This window comes from Bacillus sp. MUM 116 (genome assembly GCF_001866655.1).
In the GTDB taxonomy this organism is placed as follows: domain Bacteria; phylum Bacillota; class Bacilli; order Bacillales; family Cytobacillaceae; genus Neobacillus.
The window spans coordinates 12,963-33,690 of sequence record NZ_MLYR01000002.1 but is presented as its reverse complement, the minus strand read 5'-3'; the positions used below and the strand labels follow the sequence as shown (position 1 = coordinate 33,690).

The 20,728-nt window shown below is 36.1% G+C and carries 19 protein-coding genes and 2 pseudogenes; 14 read left to right on the top strand and 7 right to left on the bottom strand.

Going from position 1 to position 20,728, the window contains the following annotated elements; genetic code table 11:
• Positions 1 to 237: 237 nt before the first annotated feature.
• The gene (locus tag BIV60_RS00400) at positions 238 to 1,461 is read right to left on the bottom strand and encodes an IS110 family RNA-guided transposase (protein ID WP_071353771.1); all 1,224 of its coding nucleotides are present in this window, start codon (positions 1,459 to 1,461) and stop codon (positions 238 to 240) included.
• Positions 1,462 to 2,023: 562 nt separating this feature from the next.
• On the opposite strand from BIV60_RS00400, the gene BIV60_RS00395 reads away from it, so the two are divergent.
• From BIV60_RS00395 to BIV60_RS00370, 6 genes are all read left to right on the top strand, one after another.
• Positions 2,024 to 2,620, top strand: a complete 597-nt coding sequence (locus tag BIV60_RS00395) for a hypothetical protein (RefSeq protein ID WP_071353770.1) — start codon at positions 2,024 to 2,026, stop codon at positions 2,618 to 2,620.
• A gap of 263 nt (positions 2,621 to 2,883) precedes the next feature.
• Positions 2,884 to 3,093 (top strand): hypothetical protein, encoded by a 210-nt coding sequence (locus BIV60_RS00390; protein ID WP_071353769.1) that lies wholly within the window; start codon positions 2,884 to 2,886, stop codon positions 3,091 to 3,093.
• Between the two features lie 419 nt (positions 3,094 to 3,512).
• On the top strand, positions 3,513 to 4,220 hold the full coding sequence (locus BIV60_RS00385) for an SDR family NAD(P)-dependent oxidoreductase (RefSeq protein WP_071353768.1): 708 nt from the start codon (positions 3,513 to 3,515) through the stop codon (positions 4,218 to 4,220).
• 747 nt (positions 4,221 to 4,967) lie between these two features.
• Positions 4,968 to 5,240, top strand: a complete 273-nt coding sequence (locus BIV60_RS00380) for a hypothetical protein (protein WP_071353767.1) — start codon at positions 4,968 to 4,970, stop codon at positions 5,238 to 5,240.
• A 3-nt stretch (positions 5,241 to 5,243) separates the two neighbouring features.
• Positions 5,244 to 5,582: a hypothetical protein gene (locus BIV60_RS00375; protein WP_071353766.1), complete on the top strand. Its 339-nt coding sequence runs from the start codon at positions 5,244 to 5,246 to the stop codon at positions 5,580 to 5,582.
• A gap of 57 nt (positions 5,583 to 5,639) precedes the next feature.
• Positions 5,640 to 6,107 carry a UPF0158 family protein gene (locus BIV60_RS00370; RefSeq protein WP_071353765.1) on the top strand — a complete coding sequence of 156 codons (468 nt, stop codon included), beginning with the start codon at positions 5,640 to 5,642 and terminating at the stop codon, positions 6,105 to 6,107.
• Positions 6,108 to 6,637: 530 nt separating this feature from the next.
• Here the strand turns inward: BIV60_RS00370 and BIV60_RS00365 are convergent.
• Positions 6,638 to 7,009: a winged helix-turn-helix transcriptional regulator gene (locus BIV60_RS00365; protein ID WP_071353764.1), complete on the bottom strand. Its 372-nt coding sequence runs from the start codon at positions 7,007 to 7,009 to the stop codon at positions 6,638 to 6,640.
• Between the two features lie 395 nt (positions 7,010 to 7,404).
• Between BIV60_RS00365 and BIV60_RS29375 the strand changes: the two genes are divergently transcribed.
• Together BIV60_RS29375 and BIV60_RS00355 are read left to right on the top strand one after the other, a co-directional pair.
• Positions 7,405 to 7,572: an SDR family oxidoreductase gene (locus BIV60_RS29375; RefSeq protein ID WP_177177190.1), complete on the top strand. Its 168-nt coding sequence runs from the start codon at positions 7,405 to 7,407 to the stop codon at positions 7,570 to 7,572.
• A gap of 258 nt (positions 7,573 to 7,830) precedes the next feature.
• A complete protein-coding gene (locus BIV60_RS00355; protein ID WP_071353762.1) occupies positions 7,831 to 8,187 on the top strand; it encodes a hypothetical protein in 357 nt (118 codons plus the stop codon).
• A gap of 206 nt (positions 8,188 to 8,393) precedes the next feature.
• On the opposite strand, the gene BIV60_RS00350 is transcribed toward BIV60_RS00355, so the two are convergent.
• Positions 8,394 to 8,678, bottom strand: a complete 285-nt coding sequence (locus BIV60_RS00350; RefSeq protein ID WP_071353761.1) for a transition state genes transcriptional regulator AbrB — start codon at positions 8,676 to 8,678, stop codon at positions 8,394 to 8,396.
• A 414-nt stretch (positions 8,679 to 9,092) separates the two neighbouring features.
• On the opposite strand from BIV60_RS00350, the gene BIV60_RS00345 reads away from it, so the two are divergent.
• A complete protein-coding gene (locus BIV60_RS00345) occupies positions 9,093 to 9,605 on the top strand; it encodes a DinB family protein (RefSeq protein ID WP_071353760.1) in 513 nt (170 codons plus the stop codon).
• 680 nt (positions 9,606 to 10,285) lie between these two features.
• Here BIV60_RS00345 and BIV60_RS00340 read toward each other — a convergent pair.
• Positions 10,286 to 11,005: a DUF6022 family protein gene (locus BIV60_RS00340; RefSeq protein ID WP_083402032.1), complete on the bottom strand. Its 720-nt coding sequence runs from the start codon at positions 11,003 to 11,005 to the stop codon at positions 10,286 to 10,288.
• Between the two features lie 195 nt (positions 11,006 to 11,200).
• Between BIV60_RS00340 and BIV60_RS00335 the strand changes: the two genes are divergently transcribed.
• Both BIV60_RS00335 and BIV60_RS00330 read left to right on the top strand, forming a co-directional pair.
• A complete protein-coding gene (locus BIV60_RS00335) occupies positions 11,201 to 11,668 on the top strand; it encodes a MarR family transcriptional regulator (protein WP_071353759.1) in 468 nt (155 codons plus the stop codon).
• 336 nt (positions 11,669 to 12,004) lie between these two features.
• Positions 12,005 to 12,304 carry a hypothetical protein gene (locus BIV60_RS00330; RefSeq protein WP_071353758.1) on the top strand — a complete coding sequence of 100 codons (300 nt, stop codon included), beginning with the start codon at positions 12,005 to 12,007 and terminating at the stop codon, positions 12,302 to 12,304.
• 322 nt (positions 12,305 to 12,626) lie between these two features.
• Here the strand turns inward: BIV60_RS00330 and BIV60_RS00325 are convergent.
• Positions 12,627 to 13,660 (bottom strand): annotated as a pseudogene (locus BIV60_RS00325) (GerAB/ArcD/ProY family transporter).
• A gap of 1,525 nt (positions 13,661 to 15,185) precedes the next feature.
• Positions 15,186 to 16,460 (bottom strand): IS110 family RNA-guided transposase, encoded by a 1,275-nt coding sequence (locus BIV60_RS00320; RefSeq protein WP_071353757.1) that lies wholly within the window; start codon positions 16,458 to 16,460, stop codon positions 15,186 to 15,188.
• Between the two features lie 283 nt (positions 16,461 to 16,743).
• Between BIV60_RS00320 and BIV60_RS00310 the strand changes: the two genes are divergently transcribed.
• Positions 16,744 to 18,039: an IS110 family RNA-guided transposase gene (locus BIV60_RS00310; RefSeq protein ID WP_071353755.1), complete on the top strand. Its 1,296-nt coding sequence runs from the start codon at positions 16,744 to 16,746 to the stop codon at positions 18,037 to 18,039.
• Positions 18,040 to 18,777: 738 nt separating this feature from the next.
• Positions 18,778 to 19,074, top strand: a complete 297-nt coding sequence (locus tag BIV60_RS00305) for a DNA polymerase (protein WP_071353754.1) — start codon at positions 18,778 to 18,780, stop codon at positions 19,072 to 19,074.
• 92 nt (positions 19,075 to 19,166) lie between these two features.
• On the opposite strand, the pseudogene BIV60_RS00300 reads toward BIV60_RS00305, so the two are convergent.
• Positions 19,167 to 19,846: pseudogene (locus BIV60_RS00300) on the bottom strand (tyrosine-type recombinase/integrase).
• Positions 19,847 to 20,050: 204 nt separating this feature from the next.
• On the opposite strand from BIV60_RS00300, the gene BIV60_RS00295 reads away from it, so the two are divergent.
• Positions 20,051 to 20,710, top strand: coding sequence for a lysoplasmalogenase (locus BIV60_RS00295; RefSeq protein ID WP_371261495.1), 660 nt, complete (start codon positions 20,051 to 20,053; stop codon positions 20,708 to 20,710).
• Positions 20,711 to 20,728: the final 18 nt, after the last annotated feature.

The window sequence follows — 20,728 nt, the reverse complement described above, 5'->3', positions numbered from 1 at the left end:
ATGCCATATATTTTTTCAACAATTAATGAGTTTGTAAAAGGTAGGTTTGTACATACGAACGGGTGCTAGAGTTCAAGAAAGGGTTTCTTAGGCGATCCTTTTTTCTTGTTAAACTACCATGAAAATAAACTTCTGTAATTCTGGAAAAAAGGCAATACTAAAGAAGACGCAGCTCATTCATTTTTAAAAAAGGGGAGAGCGCCTAATTCATTGATCTTTGGAATCGAGTTGAATAGATTAAGATGCTTCTGGTTCTTGTAAGGTAACTGTGTATCCTAAACTTTCAAGTCTTCGTAGTGAATGCCGAACAATGGATTGCTGTCTCTGTTTATCAAAGTAGTCTTCTCCTAAGTCTACATACATTTCTTTCCGTGTTAAGAGATAATAAGAGATACGTAACATGGCATGTGCGACCACTATTCCGGCTCGTTTTTTGCCTTTTCGTGATGCTGTTCGTCGATACAGTGCTCCGAGATAGTTCTTCGAACCTTTTACTGAATGAGCTGTTTCAGTTAATGCTGATCTCAAATACTTATTTCCTTTTTTGGTTTTAGCTGATTTCCTTTTCCCGGCACTTTCGTTTTGTCCAGGAACCAAACCTGCCCAGGAACACATATGGGCTGCACTTGGGAATTGTTTCTTAATATCAGTTCCGATTTCAGCTAAAATTTGCTCAGCCATCCTGGTGGCTATACCAGGAATAGAATCTAATCGTTCCACATCTTCCTGGTTGGTACGTACTCTTTTCGCTACTTCTTGATCGAGCATCTCAATCTCTTCAGTCAAAAAGTCAATATGTCTTAAAATCGTTTTTAACATTAGACGTTGATGGGATTGAATATAACCTTTAAGTGCGAGTTCCAGTTCATCTTTCTTCTTTTTCATTGAACGACGTGCAAAATTTGCTAGTTTTTCAGGATTCTCTTCGCCTTCGGCAATAGCGTCAAGCATATCTCGAGCTGAAACACCTAAAACGTCTGAAACAACTGAACCCAATTTAATGTTCGCTCCTTCTAATACCTTTTGAATTCGATTGATTTGTCTTGCACGTTCCTCAATGATACTCCGACGATATCGAACGAGTTCACGTAGTTCCCTTTGATTACGATCTGGAACGTATCTAGCTTTCAACAGTCCATGACGAAGAAGTTTGGCAATCCATTCTACATCCTTAACATCTGTTTTACGTCCGGGGACTGCCTTCATATGTTGGGCATTCACCACTAAAAACTCAATATCCTCAGCTTCTAGTAAATTCACAATAGGCTTCCAATAAACACTCGTGCTCTCCATGGCGACATGGGTACAATTATGTAGTTTAATCCAGTCAACCAACTGTAATAGAAATACAGTTTTAGTAGAGAACGTTTGAATCTCCTCTCCTTTAGGTGTCAAAATACAGGCAGTAATATTGTCCTTATGGACATCCATACCGCATGCTCTTTCAATGACTACATCCATTGAAAACATCTTTTCTACGGCTCACAATAATATTGGAGGCTGGTGCAGCAACCAGAATAGGATTAATCTACCATGTGTGCTTCCCGTAAGGGAGCAACAGTCAGTGGTGCACCGTGGTCGTTGGAGTCAGACTGATGGGCTCTAACGCACCATAGTTGATCGACCTTCCTCTCCCAGCCGTAGAATCAGTATTGACGGTTTAATAACATTTTCATTCTTTGTGGTGAAGTGCCGATTTTTGCGCTTCATGAGTGGCTAACGGGTGCAAGAGTTAAAGAAGGTACCGATGCGGCGATCCATTTTTATTGTTGAGCTAACTGGCAGGTTAGTGGAAGAAAAATTGTATTTTTTATCCACTAAGAGAAGTAGAAATGTTAAGATAAGTTTATTAATCACTCTGTTGTTAAAAGATGGTTAATTATATAATAAAAGTGAATTTTGGAAGTGATTATATCTATTTCTGTAAAGTTCAATAAAGGGGGTAGGTGTTGTAGTTTTAATTGCTGTACAAAAGGGAAACAGAATGAACTATAAATGATGAAATCTCAGGAGGAAATTAGAGTTGCCCAGTATTACAAGAGTTATTGAAATACATCAAGAAATAGAAAGTGCATCTAATGCACCAATGTTGTTTATAAGTGAAATATTATGGACATTTCTTGGAATTGTATTTATTGTACATTTAGTGAAAGATAGGAAATCATTTTCTGTACTTGGCTTATCATTCAGAGGATTATTCTTTGTAATGACACTTTTAATAATAAGTCATTTAACCATTTCAATCATGAATTGTAATTTTTCAATAAATGAAACACAATGGAAAAAAGGCTATTTAAAGCCTTATATTTTATCATTACCTGAGCATAAAAAAAATGTAGAGGACTTTTCCTTGCTTCTAAATAATAATGTAAATGGAATTAAATCTATCTATATAAATGGAGAAAAGCCTCTTTGGTTTGAAATATCGTTATCAGATAATCATAGACTTTCAAAAAAAATAGCTGTACAATGTATTCTTCAAAAAGAACCAATAATAAAGCCGTTTTTAACTTATAAAAAAATTAATAAAAATATATCTAGCCAATATACTACTAATGCGTATTACGAAACAATTTTACATATACCAGAAGAATATAAAGTTATAACTCCAACAAATTAATGAAAAGACAAAGTTGCCACTTGTTCAACTAACGGGTGCAAGAGTTAAAGATCCCAGCTGCCAATGAAGGCGGCTTTTCTTTTTGTGCAAAGGGGGCAGATTACTTCAAGAAGCGAATGTACGCGTTCAAAATAACGCTCTGTTTAATTGAGTGTCAGCTCATGTTATAATGAGAAACTTAGGATAATTACGACTTTTGCTCATGATTGAACGGATGCCAAGAAAAGCCTCCGTCTAACGATAAAATATGGAGGTGTAAGTGAATGAATAAACGATGGACGATTGGTAAAATTAGAGAATTTGTTGAGAACAATTCGGAAAGTAAGTTGCTAACGACGGAATATCACGGTTTTTCTCAAAAGTTACTATTTAAATGTGCATGTGGTAGCAACTTTGAAAAAACATTTACAAAATTTAAAAATAATAACCAACGTAAATGTGATGTGTGCCAACCGCCAAAAGCGTCACGCTAAACGTATAGCGAATAAACAAAGTGCCGATTTCTATTAAATAGAAGTTGGCGCTATTTTTAAAAAATTTTGATTAAAATCACCTTACTCCTATTGTTTTATTAGAGGTAAGGTGATTTTTTAATGGATATTTGTGTTAATTTTACTGAAATATTGTGAAGTAATTTACTTAAGCTAGAGGGCAGGTTACTTGAAGAAGGATTTTTTGTTACCATATAGAATTTATCGGTTATACAGGGGCTTCACCGCGACGGATCTCAACAACTTAGAGGGAACGCTCACGGTCCAACAGGCCGCACGTCATCCTGAGCGCCTCACGCTCCTCGACGAGAACGGTCCACGGGCACTTTCTCGTCGAGGAGCGTGAACGGCCCAATCCTGTGGTGAGCCAATCATTTCATTCAAAGAAAGGAACATTTATAATGGAAATTCGTGAAAAAGTTGTTCTTATTACTGGAGCATCCGCTGGTATCGGCTTAGCCACAGCACGCCGCTTTGCCGCCGCTGGTGCCAAATTAGCATTGGTAGCTCGGTCTGCCGATGTACTCAATCATCTCGCCGAGGAATTGAAGGGCCGGGGAAGTAACGCTGTAGCTCTGCCTGCTGACGTGAGCGATCCGAAGCAGGTTCAACGGGTCATTGAGGAGACGGCGCAGCACTTTGGTCGCCTGGATGTGGTCATCAATAACGCTGGACAAGCTGCAAGAGGCACGATTGCTGACCTCAATCCTGATGATTTTCAGAAGATCTTTAACCTCAATGTGATAGGACCATTAACAGCCATGCAAGCTGTGATCCCTATTATGCGAGAGCAAGGAGGAGGACTGATCATCAATATAAGTTCGGTGGTCACCAAGATGAATATTCCTGGAATCGGAGCCTATGCGGCTACCAAATCCGCTTTGAACATGCTTTCCGATACAGCACGAGGCGAATTGGCCTCAGAGCAAATCCGGGTGATTTCCGTCTATCCGCGAGTAACCGCAACCGATTTTGGAAAAAACGCTCTGGGCGTTCGCCGGCAGCAGCCACAAGGCTCTACCAATCCATCTGATACTCCTGAATTTGTTGCAGAGAAAATCTTGGCTGCAGCTTTAAATGAGGCAGATGAACAATATATGGATAAATGATCTTCGAGAAAAAACTTTGTTATAAATTAAAGAAGGCTTTCCTAAATTAAAGGAGAGCCTTTTTTATAACACAATCGGGGTAGCATTCCTATACCAAATGAAGTATGAAAGGGAAAGTTTGTGAAATAATTCACTTAAACAAACGGGTGCTTGTGTTTAAGTAGGGACCGCTGCGGGCGATCCTTTTTCTTATGCAACTAACGATAGCAGTTTAGCTGAAGAAGGATAATTAAGAACAAGCAGAGAATTATTATGTATATAAATCGAGTGCAATAGTTCAACAATAAACTAAGTTTAGGTAGTGTGATTTATTTGGTGGCGGTAGATATTTTTCTATATTCATTAGTATTAGCAATCTCTTATGTGACTTTTTGGCCGTTGTTTATTTTAATAATGATTGTGCTTTTAATATTTTCTAGACAACGATGGTGGATTAAGCTTATTTCTTTAATTCTTGCTATACCAATTGTTATTTTATTTATGATTTTCCTCCCCCAATTATAAAAGCGTTGTTTTCGCCATTTTCTTATTTAACTATCGGGTGCTTTAGTTGAACAAAGAAATATAGGAACAGCTATATGGATTTACGTCTTCCAGTTTTTCTTAGTTTACTTAGGAAATGTATATAAATTTACAAAAGAGGTAATTTCCTTGCGTATATTCGTAATATTCGTCTCTTCATGTGTATTATTTCTTGGGATTTTCATCCTTCATGATTCTCTTACTCCACCCCCTGAGAAAAGTTAAATGAGTTCTATATCAGGAAAATTTGACCATTATGTACCAGATGGAAGAAAATACCCCAAAGCTGAACTGCATCTTACAAATGGTTCTGAATACTTCATAGTAGACCCTGAGTATCAAGTATTTGCTGAAGATGCATTTTTGAAAAATGTAAAGAAAAGGCAAGAAGTCGAACTCCTTGTCGATAGTACATCCGGCTCAAATTATAGCGGAAGAAGGAATTTCCTAAAACTTTCAGAATATGTACTAAAAAAAGTTGAAAAAACGAGGGAATAAAAGATGAATACCAATAAGTTAAGAGAGTGGGCAGAAAATCATTCTATTGAAAGTAAAACCATAGAGGGGTTTTGGGATAATTTAAGTTCCTACAAATACGAACAAGAGAAAGAGTTCCGTGAAATATTCGGAGACGATTTTGACAAGGTTCACTTAAGAGTAATTATGGATAGCCTTGCCCTTTTTATAGATAAGTGGAACAAGGATTCTTACCACTCATACGGTTTCGATTACATTGTGTCATATCTTCCAATTGTTTATAAAGGTGAACAAGTCGGGGAATATAAAATGCTTTTTAATCTAAAAGGTGACTCTTTTTATGACTATTTTGTAACTCATTAAAAAGAAACCTTGAACTAACTGGGTGCATTAGTAAAAATATAAAGAGGTGATCAAATAATGTGTATACAAGTCAAACTAAAAGATATCATTGAGGAAATGGAAATACAGTTTGAAGAGTCACGTTCATTACTGAATATTAAAACGGGCGAATTTGTGTTAGTAACATCGGAGGATCTGAGAGCTGCTGAAGACGAAAAACCATTTGATCATTTACCTGAATGGGAACAAGAAAATAGGATGGTTGCAATTGATGTGGTTGAAAACTTTGAAAATTATTTAGAGTTACCTACTAAATATGAAGTTAATGAATATGAAATAATGGAAAACTTTTGCTTATCAGTAGGTGATTTACGGAAGCAGGATTCCTTATTAAGGGCAATTAAGGGAAAGGGTGCCTTTAGTAGGTTTAAGGACAAAATTATTGATTTTGAAATAGAAGATCAATGGTATTCATACCGGTACGAGTGTTTCAAACAAATTGCGATTGAATGGTGTAAGGAAAATAAAATAAATTTTATTGAATAGGTATGACAGTGGGTGATTACTGAACCAAGGAGTAATCACCTTTTCTTATTTAAGTAAAGGGGCAGGTTAGCTTAATAAGGATTACAAAAATTGTATTTCTCATCTCTGATACAAATACTAATATAGACGAATAGTATTTCTAAGGAGAGAGATGTATGAAGAAATTGATAAGTGTGGGATTCATGGTAGGAATATGTCTACTTTCAAGTTCACCAGGATTGGCAAGGGAAAATGTCAGTACCACTAAAATATAATCTCCGCCTGAAGCACCATAAATTATGTTTTTAAAAATCCAGACGCTAAAGCAAAAGCATCAACTGGTGATTTCTTTAGAGAAGTAAGTGGGAAGATGCAGGCTATATTTAAAAAGTATTTGACAATACCTTAGCATTGTTGCTCCGCACAACATATTGAATACTAAAAGCCGATAAACAACTACATACAGTGGTAATTTATCGGCTTTTTTATTAAAACTTCGTTTGTCAACAGCCCCTTTTGTGAACCTTTTTAGTTTAATCCCATCAAGTTGATTAGTTACTGTTTTTTTTAAAATCCTTTAGTTTATGATCTTCTCCATATAATTCGTCTAGATGTTCAAGATGTTTCAATCCCCAATTTCTCATAGATACTAACACTGGTATTAAACCCTGACCGTATTCAGTCATTGAGTATTCAACCTTTGGAGGCACTTGTTGATACACTCTACGATTAATGATGTCATGATATTCTAATTCTCTTAATTGAGAAGTTAACATTTTTTTAGTGATTTCTGGAATAGCCCGTTGAAGTTCACTAAAGCGTAATTTTTCGTTGATCATAAGGTGAAATAATATAACTGGCTTCCATTTACCAACTATGATATCTAGTGCAACCTCAATGTCTCCCGTACAATTATTATTCATATCCTAATCTCTCCTCTATAGAAATGTGTATGAAAGTCACTTATTCTGCATGGTTTCATAAAGGTGACTATGTTTACTTTTTGTGCCTTCTTCCAAAAATCTAACCTAGGTATTATTATAGCTTTAGTGGTCGGATTGATACAAATAAGTCTTTTGAAATTTCAAATATATAAAATTAAAAAGGCAGGTGATTCACTTAATAGTATTAATAGCGACTTAACAAATATATTAATTTTTTTTTGGTTGATATTAATAATGAATACTTTATAACATATAAACATTTCCTTTGACATTATATTGTAATTCAATTCGGTTCTTGTTTAGCAAGCTTAATATCCGTTACTTTCGACAATAACAATAATAATACCCTCAAAGGGAACCCGGCATACGGCCATATGGATGAAAAGGAGCGTCAAGACTATTACAAACAAATTGCCTCACGCTTGCCTGCAAAAAACACCGGAAGACCTCGCGATATCGCGGAGGCCGTGAAATTTGTTGTCACAAACCGGTTCATGACAGGAAGCACGATTGAAATTAACGGGGGTCATCCGCTTGTGTGATGAAAGGACCATTTTATGTTACCAGAGAATGGTTTTTTTCTAAAGGAGAGTATAACTTTTTCTTGTTGATGTCTAGCTCTCACGGCCTGCTCCTTCAGCAGAATAACCTTTGGCAGAAGCAAAGGAGAGCCGTGTCCGCTTTTCTAAGAAGGTAAGAAAGTATACATTTTCACATGAATAACGAAAAAGCCCAACCTTTCTGTAAATTTACGGAGAAGTTGGGCTTTTTAGTATTGGTATTTCCTTGAGGGAGAGATTATGAGGGGTAAACCAGAACTAAAAATAGAGACAGAAAAGATTTATAAAACAAAGAAGAATGATAATGGAGCGTTTGTAGCACGGATTATCCAAATGCCAAAAGGAGAAAAGCTGGACTTTGTTTTGGGAATTAAGAACCTTAAGAACAAGCAATTAACCTATAAACAGGTCTTGGTAACAACCGATAATGATTATTTTTCCTTTCGGATTGCAAGAGGAAATATTGATTGGGTATCTTTAAATACGATTGCTGTATGGGATAGACTTTGTCATAAATTAGTTGAAGTAGCAGCTTTAACAGGTAAGGAAAATTTCCGTATCTCCGATGAACACTGTTCAGCCTATCGAAAGGAATGATACAACTATCGCCTTTTATCGTGACAAAGATTGTGAAACAATGTACTTAAGCTAACGGGTGCAAGAGGTTAAGATCCAGCTGCCTTTTTTGGCGGCTTTCTTCTTGTGCTAACTGGAGCAGGTTAGCTGAGGAACGGTCATATATGTCCTATAAAACAAAAAGCTCTCGAATCAAAGATTCTAGAGCCTTTTTATTTTAATCTATATTATTTTGCTAATTCAAAGCTTGCCATAATTTCTTTCAAAAGGTGCTCTGCGCCTTCGCGACTGAGAATTAATTTTCCACCGGCAAGCTGATAATTATCGTCAGAAACTTCACCGGTAATAGCACAAGTCATATTTGGTTTATATTTTTTTAAGATAATTTTGTCTTCATCAACATAAATTTCGAGCGCATCTTTTTCAGCGATATCAAGTGTACGTCTTAATTCGATTGGAATAACCATGCGTCCTAATTCATCAACTTTACGAACAATACCAGTAGATTTCATTTCTTTAAGCCTCTCTCTGTTTATGATCTATTTCTATTTTGGAATTCACTATTATTCGACAAATTTCTTTCAAATTCACGATACCATCCGTTCCCATATCGGTCAATTATTATAAATTTAAAATTACATTAGAATTTGATGAAAAAATATATTTATTCATGAGTCAGTAAGGGAATGTGAAGGTTTGCACTTAAACTAAAGGGGCAGTTTAGTGGAAGAGTCCAGATTAATCTTTGTTCAGCAATCGGACCATTTAATTCAATAGGGCTTATCAGCTAACTGCAGTTAAGTTGTAAAAGGATTTTTGTAATTAAAACAGAATAATTATATTTACTCCAGAATTTGTAAGCAAGTTATTTATCATTAGGTATCAATTAAAAAATACAAGATAATGAAAAAAGGAGGAAATTTAAAATGACGCATCCCGCATTAAAAATGTACGGCTACCACGCATGGGCAAATGGAGTTATAATTGATCGTTTAAAAGAACTGCCGCAAGACATTTATCATAAGGAAATTCAAACAGGCTTTTCTTCAATATCAAAGGTGTTGTCTCACATTTATGCCTCAGATTACACATGGTTTGACATTATTTCAGGTAAAAGCATGAATGAAGCATTGGCACATGAAGATCAGTTAAGAGAACAGGCGGAAACAAAAAGTATTGAGGAAATGAAAAAGATCTTTTTAGACTTATCTGAACGTTACAAAGCACTTCTAAACAGTCAAGAAGATATTGATAAGGTGATTGTAGTTGATAACCCCTATGCTGGGTTGCTTGAAACTTCTGTTTCTGAATTGGTGCTACATGTTGTCACTCACGGATCTTATCATCGTGGGAATATAGCTACCATGTTACGGCAAATGGGACACATCTCCGCGATGCAAGATTATGGACTTTACCTATTCATGCCCCAAACTTCATGATTACTCGTCTGGGGGTCTTGTATATTTTTATAAAATTTTTCAATTAAAAGAGTGCTAATGTAATAAGGTGTGAACACGTTTCAACGACCTGAGTAATTCTGGAATAGGGCGCTTTTCTTTAAAAGAACGCGTCTTTTTGTAATGTGATTCTAGAAAAATACATTTATGGGATTGGATTATGTTAAAGTGTGTAAGAGATTGTGAAGGTTTCTACTTAAACTATAGGGTGCTTATGTTTAAGAACCAGCTGCCATTGGGCAGCTTTTCTTGTTCCACTAACGTGACAGTTTAGTTGAACAATCGTCATTTGCTTTTATTCAACAATCGGGCCAGATTGTTGAAGATCACGTATTTAAGTTGTGTACTTTTACTTTAAAAAGGATTGACAAGGATTAAGCTTTTTGGGGTAAATTGTACGTCAATAAAAAATATAAGCGAACCCCTAAGATACCCATACGTCAAGGAGTGGAAGATATCGAGGGGGTTAGCTACAATTTTAGGTAGAAACAGTAACCGTGTAATCAACTGAAATCTGCTTACCGAAATGACTTTCGCAGTTTTCCTGCGAGCAAGAATCTGCTGAGCGGTCGTTTTTATTGATTAAAGTAACAAACAGAGTCATTTAATTCCCATGGTACTACATCTTAGAAGGCAGGTAACTACATGCTTACTTTTAATTTCTACTCTCTTCCGAAAACAGGACGTTTAAAGAACGCAACTAGACGTCCCTGATAAGGAACTACTGACGTTAGTTCCCAGTTATTGTGTCCCCAAAGAGAAAGAGCATGGTCAAGCATCCCCTCGCTCATTTCGGGGTTATCGATTTCAAGATAATCTCCCAATCCGACCTCAACACTGTATTCCCAACCTTGCTCCTTTTGTTCGTCATTGTCGATTTTTTCTGTTAAAAATGTACCAGTGAATTCGTTATATTTGGTGATGCGGGTGGAAGCACGGGAAAGCGCCTCGACGATCTCGCTTTTTTCCGTTTTCTCAAGTGCTATGATATCAGGTGAACGTGGTATACGAAACTGCGTATGATCGTGAAAGACACGGGTGACCAAGCTCCCGATTGGAGTACCATTGGCTTGTTTACAAAAATGCCACATGCACCGTTCCCGTTCTTCCGGCGGCCCCCAATACTCCACGGAAGAAGCCAAATGATCAGACTCCAAGACAAACCCTTCACCCTCAATTTCCTTGATCAAAGGACCGAACAACTTACGTCCGAAGATACCATAGGCAAATTCCCCTGACTTATCAAATGCATCCTGAAACTCTGATTGATATTCTTGCAATACGGATTTCCAATTATTCCGAGTATATTGCTGCATGAAATTTGCAAGCGTATGAATAGTAATCCCTTTATTTTGCGAAAGAACTTCTTTCAGTGAATTCATTGAAAAAACACCTCTCAATTTATTTTTTTTCTCCCACTTATATAAGACATCTGCGTCAAACGATTGCTAATAATGTGCAATACATTTGAACTATTACTGTAGTTTTTGAATATATTATGGTTAATAAGAATCTTATCTCGTTTACTAAATGTCTTATCTCGTGAGATATATTATTTATATGCGGAGGTTTTCAAAATGTTAAAAGAAAATTTTTCGAGGGAACAATTATTAGAATTATTTAATGAAGAATTGAGGAACTTCAGCACGGAAACCATCATGTTCCATCAAAACGTTGCTGAAAGACTGGGTTTAAATTCGACAGATCACAAATGTCTGGATATTATCTTACGGAACTATCCGATGACTGCTGGCAAGCTGGCCGAAATGACTGGATTTACGACAGGAACTGTTACTGGCGTGATTGACAGGCTTGAAAAAGCTAGTTATGTGTATAGGGATAAAGATCCGAACGACCGCAGAAGGGTCATCATTAATGTACATCTTCAAAAAGTGGAGAAAGAGATTCTCCCTCTCTTCGCTTCTTTTAGCCAATCTATGAGAGAACTATTCGAAAAATATAATAATCAGGAGATTAAATTTCTTTTTGACTTTGTAACCCGCAGTCGAGCTATACTTCACGAAGAGTCAAAGAAAGTAAGATAAAGTGGAAATCATTCAACCGGTATCCTTACAGTTGAAGTTGGAGTAGGCATGCCGCGCATTTGGAAAGACATGTGGGTAATCTAATATAACCAAAAACGATGTTCAACAATCGGGCGCTTTTCTTTAGTAAGAAGGCGTCTTTTTGATATTCCCCTACACATTAAGGGATTAGATTTTGTTAAGGTAAAAAAAGATTGTGAAGATTATCACTTAAACTAACGGGTGCAAGAGTTAAAGATCAAGCTGTCAATTTCTTATTGCACTAAAGGGGCAGGTTAGTGCAATAAGAAATTGACTTTTTGTGGTAAAATATTGGTAAAAATAGGAGGAGATGTTTTGAGAAAAAGAAATTTTATTTATGTCATTTCATATGTAGTAATCTTTGCTTTACTTAACTATCTTTTTATATCAACTTTGATGGATTCAACAATGCAATTTACCTTTCCTAATTCTCAATTTATTATGATTTTTATTTTAATGATTACTTCAAGTTTGGTTATTGGGTTATTGGTAAAAAGTTTTATTAACAAAACAGCCAATGGAAACAAGGTATTAAGAACTAATTTGACAATGCTTTTTGTTATTGGAACTGTTATTTCAATAATGTTTTTATTAGGATCATTTACGTTGGTGTAACTTCAACAGTTGCGATTTTTCAAATAAGGGTAGCTTTCTTTAGCAGTAAGATTGTGAAATGTTGTACTTAAAGTAACGGGTGCTTAAGTTGAACAAGGGATTGCTGCGGCAGCCCTTTTTTTCTTGTTCCACTAACGTGGCAGGTTTGTTAAATAACAATTGAAACAAGCTGTTCAATGATGCCGCTGGTAAAACAAGAACATACGAGCTTTCAAGACTTGAACATGTGTCAGTTATCATAATCACTGCTGGGTACCCCTTTTTCAAGGGTGACGTAAAATGGTGTGGAAGTTTTTTTATTTTTCCCATGTAAAAATAGGTATCATGATGTTCTATATTTTTTCTTTACTCTCTTCACAATCAATATTAGAAAAAAGAGTAAAGGAATGTATCCATAATCTATAATAAATCCTATTTTTCCTATATAGTTAGTTAACGTATAAATTTGTTGCCCTGTCTTTAAAAAATAAATGATAATTAATACAAGCATAAATATCAAAAGAACCCCATATTTTTGCTTCAAGTTGGCCACCTTTTTTATAATACGGCTGGTACACCAAAAGGAAATACAAAAATTAGGAAGAAGGACAATAGTCCAAGTGGCAATACCAATGTATTCAAATCTCTCAACGAAAGGCATCTCTACTATTTTCCACATCGTTAAGGTTGGCCATATGTTTTTTTGCAACTGTCCTTCAGAATATAAGCAAAGGTTAAAATTGTAAGAAATGTATAGGCAATCATAGCAAGAAGAACAGCCAGATGAGCCCATTTTTTTGATTTTTTCGGTTCTTTGATAAATGGATAAATAAACAAAAGTATCAAATAGCCAGAATAGGTAAAGGACATTTGATAAGATGCTTTAACCAGATCCTTTATTGAGTGGTCAAAAATTGGAAGGAGGTTCCTGAAATCCGTATAAGGTATCGTAAATAGAAAAGTGAAAACTAAATAAGCGGGAAGAACAAATCCAAAAAACGCCACACCTGCTATGGTTCTAATCCCTCCAAAAACGATATAAGTAGTTAAGCAACAAAAAGCTAGAGAATACCAAAACGTACTAAGATCCGGAAACATCCACACTTGAATGACCTTTATAAAATTACTAAGAACAGTGACAGCGCTAACAAGATAATAGATAACAAATGGTAGGGATATGAGTTTGCCCATTTTATTTCCAAATATGACGGTATGAGCTGTCATTATATCGCCATCTGCTGTTTCGGCGATTTTGTACAGCATCCATAGAATGATATGGATGCTTAAACCGGAAATTATAACGGCAATCCATGCATCGTATCCTGCAGTTAATGCGATAATACGCTGGAAGCCAAGAACCCCTACGCCAACTTGCATCTTATGGATCAGAAAAAAAACTAAAAAAGGCGATATTTTTGCTTTTTCAGGCACTATTTGTTCCATTAGCCCTTCCTCCGGTTCTTATGTCAATCATTTTTTTCGCTTTTACTCATGTGGAAATATTTAGGGTTTTATGCCCTTTAAGTTTATGTTTATTGTGATTGATTGCTGAATGAGAATAATCTTAAGTCCACCATTCGCGGTGTATAGATTGGTTCTAAAAAAGACCAGTTAAGGAGGGGGGAAATCTTAATAAGTGGGTCTGTATTTATCTTTTCCTTATATGGAATAATTATGAATCATGCTGCTGTATGGGTTTTTATCCAGGTCTTGGTGCTCCAGGCTACGGATATGGCTATCCACACTCGCACCCATACCCCATACCATTAAATTATAATTTATAAATTTTTTTAAAATTAAAATACTGATGTTAAAGAGTACGAGTAAAAATGGGATATTATTTAAAATGGAGCGCCTCTATAATATTTGGAGACGCTTTTTCTTATTCGACAGATGGTTTGGTTTAATAGGGATGTTGTTGCGGGGGTGTTGGCTAATAAAAATGAAGAAATCACCAACTAGTAAATAAAAGAGATGTGGTGTAGAATGAACTTTCTGTTACACAAGACTGTAAGCCTCATTTAGGCTTTTTATATAATTAAAAATAAGAGGTATAACATAGGAATATGGAAGATGAGGATTTGGAATGATTGGATATTTAACACCTTCAATAAAAACAAAGTATTCTTGACATCCTTTTGAACAATATTTCCCCGCGGTCCATAGAACAATGGTATGCCAGTGGTTCCGGAATATTGAGCAGGATGACCTCCATACGTATTCACACTAAGCGTTTTCGCAACTCCTAACTATGTTATGCAAGGCTGATTTTTCCTGTTTTTGGCATCTGTGCGATTTTTTTAAGCCCATGAAGGATAAAGCTTAATGAAGAAATAGATATTGGTATGAATGAAGAACCTCTTAAACTACTTGTTACATCTCAACTTTGTGAAGGATTATACTTAAACAAACGGGTGCTATAGTTTCATAACAAATGGGCTGTTTTCGGCAGTCCTTTTTCATTGCCGTTATTGAACTCCCTCAGTTTAATACGATTTTCTCCCGAATACTCGCTTATTCGCAGGATTTCATTACCCTTTATTTAGGTATAACGGTTATATGAAATGAGTTCAGATCATTATGGCTTCGTGAAAGCATAGTTAAATAAAGGAGTATAATGTAACTCCATATTTTACCATATGATGTACACGCTCCACGCCGCCCCTGGAGGCTTTCCCTCCCATGTCTCAACGGGTCAATTGCCCTATCATTCCTTCGTCATGCCTATCCAAGGGGTGGAGGCCAGTTATGCTAACGGAATGGGTCTGTGCCCTTATGTTCAATAAACCTGGTACTCCGTACATATTTGAAATCCTACGAATAAGCCAACATTCGGTTTGTACTCATTGCCAATTATATATAACGATGTCACATTTGAATAAAGTTCAACGATTCTACTAATTTATGCTGCTAGGGGTGAGAAAGTTTGGAGTTTGTCAGGGCAATAAGACTCGTTACGTCGGGCTATGCCTACAAAAACCCTAGCTAACTTACCAATTAATTTCATAATTGATTTCATTTTCTTTATTTTTTTTACTTTAACATTGTGAGCGTGTATTGCTTGGAATTCTGGATTGTTCATCACAAGACTCATTGTTGCTAAGTAAAGGAATCGCCGTAGTCTAGATCTTCCACGTTTAGAAATGACAATTTGACCTTTCCACTTACCAGAACTTGCTTCAGCTAGGTGTAATCCTGCATGGCGAAGTAGGGAATTACCATGCGAAAAACCACTAAGATCTCCTGCCTCACCTAATATACCTGCTAAAGATATTTCGCTAATTCCTTTAATGGTAAGTAATTTCTTTGCGAAAGGAATTTCATTCAATGCACTTTTAACTTGTTCTTCAACTCTGTCGAGTTGTAATACTGCTAAATCATATTCCTCCAATAATTGTGTCAAATGAAATTTATAAGCATCAAGTGCTTGTCTTGTACCTATAGATTTCTTAGCTAGCTGGAGGAGTAATAGGGCCTTTTTTAATCCAGGCTGCCTCTTCATTACAGATTTCCAACCAGTAATAACCTCGTGGGTCTGCATAATTTCTAAGTCCATAGGGGACGGGAATAAACGAAGAGTTGCTATTGCCCCTTTAGCCGTAATATCTTTAAATACCTGTCGGAGTTCAGGAAAGACAATATCTACCCAACGGTTTAATTGATTAATAGAACTGACAAGTCGTTTAACAACTACATCACGGTTAGACATAAGAACCCTTAGTTTTTCAAATGTTTCTGATGAGTATCGAACCTCGGAGTAGTAACCGTTCTTTACCATATCAGCTATAACTAAGGCATCCTTTTTATCGCTTTTTGACTGAGTATTATCACGATTTTCTTTATTCCTTTTAACTAAATGTGGGTTTACTGTTACAACGTCAATATCTTTTTTTAAAAGCCATTTTGAAAGATTGATCCAATAATGTCCAGTAGGTTCCATCCCAACTATAGCTTCATCTAAGTTATTTAATCTCTGAAGATTTTTAATCCAAGTTAGTAAACAGGCAAAGCCCTCTTCATTATTTTTAAACGTAAGTGGATCTCCCACCACAATTCCACGGAAATTAACAGCTCTAGCAACGTGTAATTGTTGAGCAATGTCCACACCAACAACGAGATGTTTAACGGAAATTTTTTCAATTAGTTGATTTTGTTTGTTTTGCATTTTAAACTTCATAGTAGGGGTTCCTCCTTAAGGTTTTGAGTTAGATTGGTCTCTATACTCATATCTTACTGAGGAGCTCTATTTTTTTCAAAGTTGAAAAATAGCGATCTACAGGAATGCTATAGGGTGCGATTCTTAAATAAAAAAGGATCGTTTTTTTATTCAAGTAACGTGGCAGCATTCCTGTAATGAAGGAAAATGGAGTTTGAACAAAAAAATAACCTCTTGGTAGAATAAGAGAGTCCTGAAGCTGGCCAGCGAAAAGGACAACACTCAAATACCAGGAGGCCGTAAAATGAATTATAACCAAAATAAGAAAATTGCTCAAATTACTTCTCAAACACTTATTATAGGAGTCGACATCGCTAAATTCAAGCATGTGGCACGTGCCCAGGACTTTAGAGGAATGGAGTTCGGATCCCCTTGTTATTTTGAAAACACAAAAGACGGATTCTGTCATTTTCTTAAGTGGATTTCAGAAATAAAGAAAGAACAATGCATGGATAAAGTGGTGGTTGGGATGGAACCGACAGGCCATTATTGGTTCAATCTGGCTCACATTTTGAAAGAAAATGAGATTAAGTTTGTAGTGGTAAATCCCTTGCACGTTAAGAAAAGCAAGGAACTTGATGATAATTCACCAACTAAAAATGATGTGAAAGATGCCAAAGTAATTGCCCAGCTGGTCAAAGACGGGAGATACGCCGAACCTACAATACCACAAGGAGTTTATGCCGAACTCAGGGTGGCTAAGAAAATTCGTGATCTTTTAACAGATGACCTTCAGACGGTTCAAGGCCAAGTTCATAACTGGATTGATCGGTACTTTCCAGAATTTCTTACAGTCTTTAAGAAGTGGGAAGGCAAGGCGGCAATACAATTCTTGAAACTATATGCCTTACCACATGAAATAATAAATTTTTCTGAACAAGAACTGCTTACCCACCTGAGAAAAGCAGTTGCCCGGAGTGTGGGGCTTAATAAGATTCGAGAGTTAAAGCAAGCAGCCAGTAAGTCCATCGGACTTCGGCAGGGCTCTGATATGGCTAAATTGGAGCTGAAAACATTACTTGATAAATATGAATTAATCCAAATTAAATTCGAAGAATTAGATGCAAAAATAGATGTTTTACTTGATGAAATACCCGGTGTACCGCAAATGTTGGCTATTAAAGGTGTTGGAAGGGATACGATCGCCGGTTTCTTTGCGGAAGTGGGTGATCTAAATGATTATTCTCATCCCCGACAAATTATTAAGCTGGCTGGCTTAAGTTTAAAAGAAAATACATCCGGTAAGCACAAAGGAAAAACGACAATTACAAAGAGGGGCCGGAAGAAACTAAGGGCTCTGTTGTTTAGAGTTTGTATGATTCTAGTCGCAAAAAATTCAGCTTTTAAAGCATTACACGCTTACTATACTCAACGTTCTGATAATCCATTAAAGAAAATGCAGTCTATTATTGCTTTATGTAATAAACTGATCCGTATTTTCTTTAGCATAGGTAAAAAGCAATTTGTATTTAGTGAAGAAAAGATGTTAAAGGATATTCCTCATTTGTCAGTATCAAAGAAGGTAGAAATGGCCGCTTGATTCTGTTTTAGATTAGATTCAATAGTAGCTACGAGTTTTATAGATTAGGGTACATTTGAAGCACGGATTAGTCGGCAAAGCAACTAAATTACGGGCAAAGGACCCTGTGGGGCAGCATGGCTGACATCCACCTCATGGAAAGGTTGGACGAAGGAATTTGAGAGCGAAGACTCTGTGAGACATGGGAGGGTTGACCTCCATGAGAAATGTGGACATCCACCAGTGCGATCATATTTTAACTTATTCACCAATTTCTGTAAGTTATTGGTTAGTGAGCTATAAGTCTTTTTCTCAAATGGTCCATATTTATCCTTTTCAGTAATTTACACCCTACTATTAAGCGATTAAAACAAGGTAAACCACTATGAAAATCTAAGAAAAACGGAGAAATCGGGAGATTTCGCTTTCTTTATTGAGGGAGTTTAGTTCAAGAAGGAAACGAATTGATGGAAGTTGAATTATAGAAAAATAGATTATTAGAAAGAAATGGTAATTTTCGGATGTTAAACAAAGGGGATTTTCCGAAAAGGCACTTCAACATTTATTTATTGGAAGTCAACTAGATGGAGTCAAATTCGGTACTGGACCTGGTTCGATTCTGATTCGATTTATGCATTATGATTCTAATCAACCAAGGAAGCACAAGCCATTCTAGATGCTTTCAATAAGAAGTTCCCTAAAGTAGCTAAGTTCGTAAAAGCTAACACTACTGAAGCTTGTAAGTAGGGATTTGTTGAAATGAAAATAGAAGAACTAGGTATCTCAAGAAAGAGAAGATTACCGTTCTTCAAAGGTGAAAATCCAAATAAGGTTTATGATACCTACTGCACTAATGCCAAGATTCAAGGCACATCTGCTATTCAAACAAAATTAGTAATGCTTGCAGGTGACAAGCTTTGTAAGGAATTGTCTAAGGATGGTAGAACATTTGGTATCCTAGCACAAATCCATGATGAATTGTTATTCCGAGTACCAAAGGATATTACTAGAGATATGACTCCTGTTAAATTCTTCTTCAAATCAGAGGTAGCTTAATTGCTATCTCTTTTTTACTTCTCTTAATATTTTATTAAGAAATACCAAAATGATACCCGTAAAGATAGTGGTCATTATTCCTCCACCAATGACTATGGAATCGTTTTATTTATGCCTGCCCTTTTTGAAATTCGCTTGATGATATATCTCATTTGGGCAATACTCATGCGGTGTGGAAACCGTTCGGTAACAAAAATGGCGTCATCGTCATCTTGGCGTTGTTCAAAGTATCTTTTAAGCCAAATTTCACAGCGGATATTAAAATAAACTTCTCTTTCCTTATCACCTTTTCCCCTAACAATGGCAGATCGGTTTAACCAATTAATTCTACTCCTCTGTAATGTAACAATTTCTCCAATGCGACATCCTGTAGAAAACATGAATTCAAACAATGCCTTTTCCAACGAGCTGGTACAGGCCTCACGTAAATATTCAATTTCAATTTCTGTTAAAAACTTAGGAATTCGTTTCCCCGCTTTAGGTTCCTTTATTTTTGCAGCGGGATTTTTTGAAACATATCCTGCTTCATTTGACCAACGAAAGAATGATTTCATAAAACGTATTCGGTGAGATATACATGAGGGTTTTAAGGTTTCACTCGATTTCGCCAGGTATTCTTTTAGTTGAACAGTGGATAGGGTATCAACATTAACATCCTTGAAATATCGAATAAGTAATGTGGATTGAAGTTTATTTGCTTTAAGAGTTTGCGGTGAGACCCTTCAATTCGTTTATCCGATTCATACGTTTTCCATGCCTTTGACAATAACAAAATACATCTCTCCCTAAAATTTCTTTTTTAGAGGAATTTTTGACTTGATTCTCGAAATTGAAACAGTAGATACTATTCAACTATCGGATGCAGTTTATTTTCGGAAGGAAACGTTAAGTTATAAAGAAAATAGTAGATTATTGAAATCCTATTTGGTGACGCTGTTGGCTATAAAACAAGGAGAAATAAAACTGTTACAAAGAGGTGAACGTATTGAAAACTTATCTATTACCCATTTTCATTTTACTTATGAGCCTTATATACATATCTGCCATTCCAAGCAAACCAGAAGTAATCAAAATGCTATTTAAATTAATCCCAATGTGGCTAATTCTTTTCTATGCTTATAAACAAATACTTGATAAAAAATCACGCGCTCATTGGATTATATGGTGTGGATTATTTATCTGTATGCTAGGTGATGGGCTAATTAGATGGTTCGTTATCGGCTTAGCGGCATTCCTAATTGGGCATCTGTTTTATATTGCAGGGTTTTCCCGTTATTGGCGTTTTACAAAGCTTTCACTTCTTATGATTATACCTATTGGATTATATGGCTTTGTTATGGGGTATCACATAATCGCTGTATTGCTTCAGAATCATAATGATACTTTAGTAGTTCCCGTACTTATGTATATAGTGATTATATCTCTGATGTGTTGGACTGGATTTTTGTCCCAAAATATATGGGCAATAATAGGAAGTATTTTATTCGTCCTCTCAGACTCAATTCTGTCATGGAATTTGTTTGTTTCAGAGATTCCCTATTCTGATATCCTGATTATGACAACCTATTATACAGCGCAATTTTTAATTGCACACAGCTTGCGCTTATTTCCTAGTTTTGGCAACTATTCTAGGTAAATTGATGTGACATTAATG

Bases quoted from the DNA above. Each gene is read 5' to 3' on its own strand.
- BIV60_RS00370 (WP_071353765.1), top strand. From the start codon at position 5,640: ATGTGTATACAAGTCAAACTAAAAGATATCATTGAGGAAATGGAAATA.
- BIV60_RS00375 (WP_071353766.1), top strand. From the start codon at position 5,244: ATGAATACCAATAAGTTAAGAGAGTGGGCAGAAAATCATTCTATTGAA.
- BIV60_RS00345 (WP_071353760.1), top strand. From the start codon at position 9,093: ATGACGCATCCCGCATTAAAAATGTACGGCTACCACGCATGGGCAAAT.
- BIV60_RS00380 (WP_071353767.1), top strand. From the start codon at position 4,968: ATGAGTTCTATATCAGGAAAATTTGACCATTATGTACCAGATGGAAGA.
- BIV60_RS00365 (WP_071353764.1), bottom strand. From the start codon at position 7,009: ATGAATAATAATTGTACGGGAGACATTGAGGTTGCACTAGATATCATA.
- BIV60_RS00310 (WP_071353755.1), top strand. From the start codon at position 16,744: ATGAATTATAACCAAAATAAGAAAATTGCTCAAATTACTTCTCAAACA.
- BIV60_RS00390 (WP_071353769.1), top strand. From the start codon at position 2,884: ATGAATAAACGATGGACGATTGGTAAAATTAGAGAATTTGTTGAGAAC.
- BIV60_RS29375 (WP_177177190.1), top strand. From the start codon at position 7,405: ATGGATGAAAAGGAGCGTCAAGACTATTACAAACAAATTGCCTCACGC.
- BIV60_RS00400 (WP_071353771.1), bottom strand. From the start codon at position 1,461: ATGGATGTAGTCATTGAAAGAGCATGCGGTATGGATGTCCATAAGGAC.
- BIV60_RS00305 (WP_071353754.1), top strand. From the start codon at position 18,778: ATGAAAATAGAAGAACTAGGTATCTCAAGAAAGAGAAGATTACCGTTC.
- BIV60_RS00355 (WP_071353762.1), top strand. From the start codon at position 7,831: ATGAGGGGTAAACCAGAACTAAAAATAGAGACAGAAAAGATTTATAAA.
- BIV60_RS00385 (WP_071353768.1), top strand. From the start codon at position 3,513: ATGGAAATTCGTGAAAAAGTTGTTCTTATTACTGGAGCATCCGCTGGT.
- BIV60_RS00320 (WP_071353757.1), bottom strand. From the start codon at position 16,460: ATGAAGTTTAAAATGCAAAACAAACAAAATCAACTAATTGAAAAAATT.
- BIV60_RS00335 (WP_071353759.1), top strand. From the start codon at position 11,201: ATGTTAAAAGAAAATTTTTCGAGGGAACAATTATTAGAATTATTTAAT.
- BIV60_RS00340 (WP_083402032.1), bottom strand. From the start codon at position 11,005: ATGAATTCACTGAAAGAAGTTCTTTCGCAAAATAAAGGGATTACTATT.
- BIV60_RS00350 (WP_071353761.1), bottom strand. From the start codon at position 8,678: ATGAAATCTACTGGTATTGTTCGTAAAGTTGATGAATTAGGACGCATG.